Annotated in this window: 5 protein-coding genes; all 5 read right to left on the bottom strand. The window is 37.1% G+C overall.

Features of this window, described 5'->3' with window-relative positions; all coding sequences use genetic code 11:
• Positions 1 to 6: 6 nt before the first annotated feature.
• On the bottom strand, positions 7 to 1,956 hold the full coding sequence (locus INR75_RS13955; RefSeq protein ID WP_223089255.1) for a glycoside hydrolase family 97 protein: 1,950 nt from the start codon (positions 1,954 to 1,956) through the stop codon (positions 7 to 9).
• Positions 1,946 to 3,286, bottom strand: coding sequence for a DUF6055 domain-containing protein (locus tag INR75_RS13950; RefSeq protein ID WP_223089254.1), 1,341 nt, complete (start codon positions 3,284 to 3,286; stop codon positions 1,946 to 1,948). Before INR75_RS13950 ends, INR75_RS13955 begins: the two co-directional genes overlap by 11 nt.
• 8 nt (positions 3,287 to 3,294) lie before the next feature.
• Positions 3,295 to 5,541 (bottom strand): DPP IV N-terminal domain-containing protein, encoded by a 2,247-nt coding sequence (locus INR75_RS13945; RefSeq protein WP_223089253.1) that lies wholly within the window; start codon positions 5,539 to 5,541, stop codon positions 3,295 to 3,297.
• An 854-nt stretch (positions 5,542 to 6,395) separates the two neighbouring features.
• Entirely contained in the window at positions 6,396 to 9,524 is a 3,129-nt protein-coding gene (locus INR75_RS13940; RefSeq protein WP_255584555.1) for a glycoside hydrolase family 2 TIM barrel-domain containing protein, read from the bottom strand.
• A gap of 23 nt (positions 9,525 to 9,547) precedes the next feature.
• Positions 9,548 to 10,936, bottom strand: a complete 1,389-nt coding sequence (locus tag INR75_RS13935; protein WP_223089252.1) for an aminopeptidase P family protein — start codon at positions 10,934 to 10,936, stop codon at positions 9,548 to 9,550.
• Positions 10,937 to 10,983 lie beyond the last annotated feature (47 nt).

Here is a 10,983-nt window from a genome sequence, read left to right as displayed (position 1 = left end):
TACAGATTATCGAGTAAAAATTCCTATCCACCCTCCACCTTTATTCATTTTGATCTCTATCTTATCTTCTGAAGTTAATTTTGCTGATTTTTTAGCATAATCTTTAGCGACTTTATCTGAATTTACACCATCTTCGATCCAATCTAATTGATAACTGGTATTTTCATCTAAAAACGAAAGATCAATTTCAAAAGTTCTGGCAGAATCATCTGTTATCGCTCCTACATACCAAGAATCGCCATTTTTACGAGCGATTATTAAATAATCTCCAATCTTAGCATCAAGCACTTTAGTTTCTTCCCAAACCACGGGGATATTTGAAATAAATTCGGCAGATTCTCGATTTTCGTAATAGCTGGAAGGTGTATCGGCAAGCATTTGCAATGGTGCTTCGAAAATAGCGTACAACGCAATTTGATGTGCCCTGGTTCCCAAAGTCATTGGGCGATCAAAACGCACTGCAAAGTTTTCTTTGTGAGCATTATCCATACCACCCGGAGTATAATCTAAAATTCCGGCGGTCATTCTGGTAAAAGGAATTGTAAGATCATGCTCTGGAGTAATGAGATCTTCCCATTTATCGTTTTCTAAACCTTTTACCGCTTCATAATTTATGATATTTGGATAAGCTCTTCGCATTCCCGATGGTTTCATCCCACCATGATAATCTACCAGTAAATGATGATCTGCAGCACTTTTTGCCAGCCTTTCATAGAAATTAGTCACATATTGATCTGCTCGCTGAATAAAATCTACTTTCACTCCTTTAATGCCCCAGGCTTCATATTTAGATAAAAGCCCTTCCATATTTTCGTCTAATGGTCGCCATAAGCTCCACAGAATAATTCCCACATTTTTTGCTTCAGCGTAAGCGGTTAATTCTTCCATATCGATATCTTCATTTGGTTCCATCACATTTAGCGTAGATTTAGACCAGCCTTCATCTAAAATGATATATTCTAAACCAAATTCCGAAGCAAAATCGATATAATACTTATAAGTTTCAGTATTAATTCCGCTTTCAAAATCAACATTATAAACATTGTTCGCATTCCACCAATCCCAAGCCACTTTTCCAGGTTTTATCCAGGATGGATCTTTTAATTTAAGCGGACTAGCCAATTGATACACCAGGTTATTTTCGATGATTTCCTTATCATTTTCAGCGATCATAAAAACTCTCCACGGGAATTCTCTTTTTCCTTTGGTTTTCGCGATAAACGGTGCTGCTTCTTCTATAGCTTCCATACGATCCTGTCCCGCTTTTAATTCCTGAGTTTTTAATACATACTTCGGAAATTTACTTTTGAATCCGCTTTCAGTTTTCTCTAAAAAAAGATTAGGATAATTATACAAATTCGATTCGGTTACTGAAAAACTGATGCCTTTTTCATTCCTAAATAAGGTTGGCAAAGCTGCGATCGTTCCGTTTTCTATTGCTGAAGTTGGAAGTTTTTCATAGTAATTTTCAAAATGAGAGATCAAACTTTCTTCTTCAGGTAAGTAACAGGTATAATCTTTTCCTAACTGAAGATTCATTTGTTCATCTAAAACTTCAATTTCACCCTTCAGTTTAGAAACAAATCGATACGCCCAGCCATTGTTATAAACCCTAACTTCAAAATCGTAATTTTTGAAGCTCATTTTTAAAAGATTGTAGTGATCTCTAATGAGTTTAGATTTCACGGGAACAACAGCCTCGATCTCTTCATCTACGGTTTTAATGCTTAGATTTTTAAGTTTATCGCCAGCTCCAAAAGATTTACCGCCAGTAAACTCCATTTTGGGATTTACCTTTTCGATAAGCTCCTCATTATTCAAGTAAACTTTTAAATGAAGTTCGATATCATGCTCAATTTCAATCTTTATATGATTGTTTAGTGATGTAATTTCTTCCTGAGAAAAAACACTGGTAAAAACACCTAATATGGCTATAAAAAGGATCTTAGTTTTCATTCTTCGGGTTCGTATTTTCAAATTTTAGCTTGTAAGGCCATTGTTCATCATTATCTGGATTACCATCAATCTTATGAATGGAATGTTCTGTTGGAGCACCACTTACTACCAACCATAAATGCGCTGTATTTTGTGGAATTTCAAAACTAATTTCATTCTTAGCCTGGCTGTACATCTTTCCGTAGTGACGTTCTCCATTTTCGCTCACCGCTAAAAATCCATACCTCCAACCTGCAATTTCAGGTTTAAGAACATTGAATTCTTCACTTTTGGTTATGCCTTCAAATTTCAATTTCACTTTTCCTGATGTTGGCACTTCTAATGAAATGGCATTATAGCCATAATTTTGTGGCGCTTCTTTTACTGAAATCTGAAACCAATCATCTTCGATCTTATCTAATTTGGTATGATGGATATTCGTATATTCACTACTTATTTCTTCTATTCTTGGCATATCCAAGGTTACAAATCTTCTGGAAGCGTCAAATATTTCATCATTAAAAGTCGCTTGATCGATATTGGTTATTCGCTGATACGTTAATACAGGATCTTCATCTTTTTTAGAATTTCTCCAAAGCTCACCAATAAAGGTTTTACCATGTTTATTAGACCAGTATTCTAAAACAAAAGGCGAATGATACATATTTTCTTCGTGCAAAAAGGCGCGATATGTATTGTCTAAAAATGCCTGTAAGTGATAATTTTCAAACTCGATCCAATTAGGATAAACTTGCCATAGCATCCATTGAGAAGTCATTTCCCAAATACTACCGCCGTTTTTAAAACCAAAATGGCCATCGGCTCCCGTTAAATACTGAAACGAATGCCCAAGCTCGTGTGCCAAAGCGCCATAAGGTGGTTTATGGATTCGTACCGCGGGCGACCATAACATCCCGATACTATCTTTTCCTGCCCCGTAAGCGGTACCATCATCCCCACCAAAAACGTACATCAAGATTTTGGTGCTATCTGTGGTAGATTTTCCTTTTTCTAAAAACTGAAGTTCATCTACATAATAATTGAAAAAGCGCTCTCCCTCTAGGATCAGGGAATCAACATTAAAAGTTTTTATTTCGTTTTCGTTCTTAGAAGGATCTTCGCCATATTCTTTATCCCAAAAAATAGCGAAATCATTAGATGCTTTAAATCTTGAAAAACTGTACACACTTTCTGGATCATCATAATCGTTAGAATCTGGCACCATCCAAACTTTCTCAGGAATTTTCAGTTGTTTTTCGATCACAACAGATTCTTCCTTAGTTTCTTCGGCATTGTTTTTACAAGCCATTGCCAAAAGCGATAATCCTAAAATACTGGTCAGTTTTTTCATCCTTAAGATTATTTTAGTCCGTTATGTTCTAAGAAATAATTAGTAATCAAAGTATACAGATGAATCGAAGTGTTCTTCCCTTCGTAGATATGATGCGCCCTGTTTGGGTACGACATCATATCGAATTGCTTGTTATTTCGTATTAATTCGTTCACTAAAAACTCCATGTTCTGGTAATGCACATTATCATCGCCGGTACCATGAATTAGTAATAAATTCCCCTCCAGATTTTTAGCATAGGTAACAGGCGAACCTTCAATAAACTTCTCTTTATCTTCACTTGGCAATCCCATATAACGCTCCTGATAAATATTATCGTAGAATAACTGATTAGCAACTCCGGCCACAGCAACGCCTGTTTGATAAACTTCAGGATATCTAAACAACAAATTCTGCGTCATAGAGCCTCCACCGCTCCAACCCCAAACATTCACTCTGTTTTCATCCAGAAAATCGTAAGTTGCAAGCACTTTTTTAGCTGCCGCGGCTTGATCGTTCGTATTGATCACTCCCATGTTCTGGTAAATACTTTTTCTCCAATCGCTGCCCTTTAAAGTCGGCGTACCGCGATTATCGATACTAATCACTACAAATCCTTGTTGCGCCATAAAAATCTCGTATAAACCAACCCATTGATCGGTCGCGACAACGCCCCAGGGTTCTCCATAAACATGAAAAAGTACCGGATATTTTTTAGCCGAATCAAAATTTAATGGCTTGGTCATTCTGGCATCCATTTCAATTCCATTATCAGCTTCGACCGTAAAAAATGAGGTTACTGGTAAAGCTAAAGTGCTTAGCTTGTTTTTTAATCGCTCGTTATCGACTAAACTTGTAACCGACTTATGCTTAGGCAAACTCACTAAACTTACCGTATTTGGCGTGCTTACATTCGTGAATTTATGGATTGCATATTCTCCGTTTGGAGAAACATCATACGTATTTACACCCTGAAATTCTTTCGGAGTAACTTTGGTCAATTTTCCGCTTCCATTTAAAGGCACGCTGTATAAATAGCGCTGCGTTGCATTTTCTGGTGAGGCAACGATATATAAATTCTTATCATCGGTTTGGTAATAGGTCGCTACGTCGTAATCGCCAGGTGTGAGCAATGTTTTCTTGCCAGATTCTAAGTCGACTTTGTAAATATGGCGCCAGCCATCATTTTCTGTCATTCGTAAAAATGACTTTCCCTTATCTACAATTAACTGATCGTTATTCCCCCATTGGTTCGAAGAAATATCAGGATAGCGCAAATCTACCCAGGTGTCTTCAGTTTCGGTATATACTTTTTTTAATACTGAAGTTGAAGGTTTATAAGTGAAAAGTTTAAGCTCATTTTGCTTTCTATTCATTTGCTGAATAAGCAACAGGTCTTCGTCTAGCCATTGCATGGCCGGTAAATAATGCTGAACAGGATCTCCGGGCATCGGAATCCATTTTACTTCGGAAGTTTTAGTATCTACAATACCAACTTTTGCTGAAGAAGGATTGAATCCCGCTTTTGGATATTGAAGCGGAATAGGTTCAGAATACACCGAATCTGTAGTATTGATCATGTAAAACGTCCCAATTTCTGAAGCATCTAATTGCCAGAATGCGATCTTTGAAGCATCGGGATTCCACATAAATCCGTCGCGCATCCCAAATTCTTCTTCATAAACCCAATCAAAAGTTCCATTGATGATATCTCCGGTGCCATCTTTGGTTAATTGGCTAAGTTCTTCCGTTTTAAAATTTTCTTTATAAATATTGAAATTATGCACATAAGCCACAAATTGATTATCTTCAGAAAACTTAGCAAACATCAACGATGAAGACGGAAAATCTTTCCCTAGCTGCTTTAATTCTTTGGTATCAAAATCATAAACCCAAAAATCACCTTTGGTATTAGAACGCCAAACTCTACTGGAATTTGTAAAAATAAGCACCTTGCTGGCATCTGGTGATAACGAGAAATCTTCTATAGCCAGGTTTTTACCGTTTACACTAAGATTAGTGGCCCCTAAATATATACTTGATTTATAATTTTTACTCTCGTATCTAATGAGTTCATCATTACCCTCATCATCTTTCTCGATACTTACAAAAGCATCACCATCTTCGATCCAGAAAATAGGACGTTGATAGTCGCTACTAAATTCTGAAGAAGAATAAATGCGTTCTAAGCTTAAAAGCGAAGGGTCTTCCTGTGCAATTATCGAAGAAGAAAAGAAAAGCACTAGCGCGATTCTTAAAAGGTAATTTTTGGCCATTTTGTTGTTTTAAGTTTACGGTTTACAGCGTACAGCTGACAGCTGTTATTTATCAGGTTATGATTATTTTCTTGTACGTCATCCCGACCCTGCCTCGCTGGCAGCCAGGCGTGGTGGAGGGATCTATATGAAATACATTTTTTCGAACCCTTTACGTCATTCCGTGCTTGACACGGAATCTCATCCAGCCATTTTAAAAAACATCCTCTAAATTCAGCTTCCAGTATTAATCTTATATAATTACATACTCAATTAGAGATTTCTCCAATCCGCTAAGCTCCTGTCGAAATGACAAAAGAAATTCAACATTCAACCTTTATCATTTTTATAGACTTCGTTTCGTCATTCCGTGCTTGACACGGAATCTCATCCTACATTTTTGAAAACGTCCTCTAAATTCAGCTTTCAGTATAAATCTTATATAATTCCATACTCAAAAGGAGATTTCTCCAATCCGCTACGCTCCCGTCGAAATGACAAAAGAAATTCAACATTCAAAATAAATCCTAAGTCTATTCTCTAAGCTCTAACAGCGAAGCGATCTAACTTCTCAATTCTAACTACTTATTTAAACTCCAAAGCCTTTCTAGATACAATTTCTCGTGCCTCGAAATCACTCGAAGTGACATATTATTTCGATTGAAAACATTCAAAATTCAGTATTCAACATAAATCCTAAGTCTATTCTCTATAATCTAACAGCAAAGCGTTCTAAAATCTCAATTCTAACTACTTACTTGAACTCCAAAGCACTTCTCGATACAATTTCTCGTGCCTCGAAATCACTCGAAGTGACATAATATTTCGATTGAAAACATTCAAAATTCAATATTCAAAATGAATCTCAATTCTAACTACTCACTAATCGGTTCCATAAAATAAGTATAGGTGTAATTCTTAGGTTTTAGCTGATATTTTTCCCAGGTTCTTGCGCCCCAGCTATTATCGCCACCAACACCCATTTGCTTATAATCGATATTTAGATAGATCTCGTCTTTTGGTTTTATATCGATGGTATGCTTTTGTGCTTTTCGCATTCCGGGATCAAAATCTGAAGTCGGATTTCTAAGCGCACTAAAAGAAACCAGTGGCATTCCGCTGAATTTGATTCCGTTTCCTTTGTTATCCGTAAGTTTTACCCAGCGATTGTCGGTACGATAGCCATTTTCCTGCGGACGGATATACGGCACATATAAATCTTCTACGTTCGATTTATAGACCCCAACAAAAGCAGATGTTTTACGATCCCAATAATTCTCGTAAGGCCCACGACCATACCATTCCACTTCATCATAGTCTAACGGAATCACCATCGCATTTCCAAATCTTGGCAACGACGTTATTTTTTCCGGATCACCATTGAATTCAAAATTATTGCCAACTTCAATAACTCCATTTTCGTAAATTTTGTAAGTGATTTTTAAATTCGAAGAAACCGAATCCAATTCAAAATCGGTATTCACTTCAACATAAGCATCTTCTTTTTCCGAAGAAAAATCTACTAGTTTTGGATTATTCGTAGCTTCCTTCCAGGCTTTTGCTCGTTTCTGAAAGCTATTTCCGAAGTCATTATCAGTTGGTGCTCTCCAAAAATCTGGTTTTGGTCCTTTTTTGATCAGTTCTTTCCCTTTAAAGCTGTATGCGGTAAGCATTCCGTTTTCTTTATCGAAAATAACTTCAAGATCTGTATTCGAAATTGTAAGATTTTCACCCTTATTTTTAGTCTTTAATTTTCCTGAAGCTGCAATAGGTAATTTAACCGCACCACCTTCCTGAAGCTGAATTTGCTTCTTGGCAATCACATGCCCTTTAGGAAGCATTTTACCGATTTTGGTGGTTTTCACATAGAAATTTATAAAGTATTCTGCTCCTTTTTCAAGTTTTAGTGCCTGTTTTTTCAGCGCAATTTCCTGAGGTTCCAAATCCATATCATCCAGCGTACCAGCCTTAACAAACTCGCCGTCTTTTAAAAGCTCATAAGATATTTCGTATTCTTTTAAATTGGTGAAAAAGAATCGATTTTCAATCTCAAAAGTAAAAGTGCCAGAATTCTTATTTTTTAGCCTGATATCTACATTTTGATATACATCTTTTACTTCGTAAAGTGCGGGATGTGGCGTACGATCTGGATTTACCAATCCGTTGATCACAAAATTGGCATCGTGCCTGTATCGGTCTGGCCCATAATCACCACCGTACGTCCAATAATCTTCGCCATTGTCATCGGTTTTTACAAATCCCTGGTCTACCCAGTCCCAAATAAATCCTCCCTGAACTTGTGGATTTTCGTAAACAAAATCCCACAGATCTACCAAATCTCCGATACTATTTCCCATTCCGTGCGCGTACTCACACCAAATAAACGGTCTATCTGGATATTTGCCCAGGTAACTGTTTTTAATATAATCTACACTGGCATACATCCACGGGATGATATCTGTATGTGGTTCCTGAAAACTCTCCCCACGTTCTGCTCTTTCGTATTGCACCGGGCGGCTAGGATCGTTTTTCTTTAACCAGTGATAATTTTTTATAAATGCCGGGCCATCACCAGCTTCGTTCCCCATAGACCAGATAATGATCGAAGGATGATTTTTATTGGTTTGCATCATTCTTGCAATACGATCGTGATGCATTTTCTCAAATTCGGGTTTATTGGCAGGAGTTTTATCTTCGTCGTAACCAAAACCATGACTTTCAAGATTGGCCTCGTCGATCATATAAATTCCGTATTCATCACACAGCTCATACCAGTAAGGATCTACCGGATAATGTGAATTTCGAACCGCATTTATATTATATTCTTTAAAAAGTTTAATGTCCCGAAGCATTGATTCGCGCGAAATCACATGACCAGAATTTTGGTCGTGCTCATGGCGATTTACTCCTTTAAGCAGAATTGGTTTTCCGTTTACTAAAAGTTGACCGCCTTTAATCTCTGAAGTTCTAAAACCAATTTTTGCTGAAGTAGCCATCAGCGTTTTATCGCCATCCTTCAGGCTTAAACTTAAAGAATAAAGGTTTGGTGTCTCGGCCGACCAGTGTTTTATATCTAAATCTGAAATTTGAAAGTCTAGCGTATCATTTTTAGTTTCAGCAATTGGTTTGCTTATTTCTGAAATAATTTTCTCTCCATCCCAAATTTTAAGATCTAACTGAAGCTTTTTATTTCCTGAAGCAATTACAGCGTATCCATCAAGAATTCCTTTATCGTAGTTTTCATCCAATCCCGGAGTCACAAAAAAGTCTTTGATTCTAGATTTAGGCGTTTTGTAGATATAGACATCACGTTCGATTCCGCTTAATCGCCAAAAATCCTGATCTTCTAAATAACTTGCAGAAGACCAACGATACACTTCTACCGCGATACTATTTTCACCCGGTTTCAGATACTGAGTGATCTTAAATTCTGATGGTGTTTTGGTTCCTTCTTTATAACCAACTTTCTCACCATTAATCCAAACATAGAAAGCGCTGTTTACGGCTCCAAAATGTAAAAAATAGTCTTCATTTTTATCGAATTTCGACTTAGGTAAATCGAAAGTTCTTTTATACGATCCAACCGGATTGTAGGTAGTATCTACAAAGGGCGGATTAATTTTAAAAGTAAAACCAGCAGAAACATACAGCGGAAAATCATATCCCTGCATTTGCCAATCGCCGGGAACTTCTATATTATCCCAATCTTTTACATCAAAATCGGTTTTATAAAAATCTACCGGCCTTTCTTCAGGAACTTCAGCAAAATGAAATTTCCAGCTTCCGTTTAAACTTTTATAGTTTCCAGATTTTTTATACTCTCTGGTTAGAGCGTCAGCTTCAGAATCATAAATATGAAAATTAGCGCGAGGATCTTCTGTATTTACAGATAGTACATCCAATCGCTGCCATTCGGGATTTTCCTGGGCTTGTAATGAAAAAGAAAATGCTATGAACAAAAGGCTAAAATAGTGGAGAAATTTAAAGGAGAGAAAGTGGTTCATAGCATTTCCAGATTTTTATGTTATTAGGAGTTTTTAAGTTCTTCTATTTCTTCTATGGTTTTGGCTAAAGGATCGCCTAGAAGTTCTTTGCCGTTTGCGGTGATCAAAAAGTCTTCTTCTACTCGCATCCCGCCAAAAGTTTTAAATTTTTCGACCTCGTCGTAATTCACAAAATCGGTGTACTTACCCTGCGCTTTCCAGGAATCAATCAAAAACGGATTAAAGTAAATCCCCGGTTCAACAGTAAGCACATTTCCTTCTTCCAGTTCTTTTCCTAATCGAAGCGATTTTAAACCAAATTCGGTACTCTTTTTAAGATCATCGTTATAACCAACTAATTGCTCGCCAAAGTTTTCCATATCATGCACATCCATTCCCATAAAATGCCCTAAACCACATTGGAAAAACAAAGTATGTGCACCGGCATTTACAGCATCCTGAGTATTACCTTTCATTAGGCCAAGACCTTTTAGGCCTTCCACGATTCGGCTACAGGCCAGTAAATGCGCATCTTTGAAGCGATACCCCGGTTTTAATGCTGCAGATGAAGATTCGTGAGCATCTAGAACGATCGAATAAATTTCACGCTGAATAGCTGTAAATCTCTCGGCTACCGGAAATGTACGCGTCATATCTCCGGCATAATTCATAGCGGTTTCTGCACCACAATCACATAACACGATATCTCCGTTTTCAACCACAGCTTGTGTAGCGTGATTATGTAGATATTGGCCATTTTTGGTTAGAATTATTGGGAAAGAAATATTCCCACCACCGGCAACGGCGATTGCTTGTAGTTCTCCTGCGATCTGTTTTTCGGTAACGCCGTGTTTCGTCCATTTTATAGCATGGCGATGCATAGCAGCCGTAATATTTACAGCTTTATGAATTTCCGCAATTTCTTCAGCAGATTTTATGGAACGTTGTGCGATAACAGCTTTCGTAAAAGCTTCAGATTTATTGGCATCAACTTCATTTACAGAAATCCCGGTAAGATTACTAATTTCAATCGTTACTTTATTTCTGTAGGGTGGTAAATAATGCAGATTTTGGCCTTTTTGCTGTGCATTTTTAATATAGGCTTCCAGCTTTGCCATTGGGTGCACTTCAGCAACACCACATTTTTCAGCATAAGTTGATAAAGGTTCAACAGCACCAACCCACACAAAATCTTCAGGAGTTAGGTCGTCTCCAAAAAGGATCTCTATATTACTATCTAAATCGATAAGTACATAAAGATCTGGAAGGTTAATTCCGAAGTAATATAAAAAAGTACTATCCTGTCTAAACGGATACCAGTTATCTTTGTAATTCATTCCGGTTTCCTTATTTCCTGGGAAAATTAAGAGTCCGGATCCCATTTTTTTCTTTAAGCTCTCTCTTCGCGCTACATAAGTTTCTTTTGAAAACATCTATTCTTCCATTTTTTAGTGAACAACCTTAGGCCAAAACCATTAGG

The organism is Zunongwangia sp. SCSIO 43204, assembly GCF_019904275.1.
Taxonomy (GTDB): domain Bacteria; phylum Bacteroidota; class Bacteroidia; order Flavobacteriales; family Flavobacteriaceae; genus Zunongwangia; species Zunongwangia mangrovi.
Note: the sequence above shows the minus strand (reverse complement) of the source record. Positions and strands in the feature narration are given on the sequence as shown.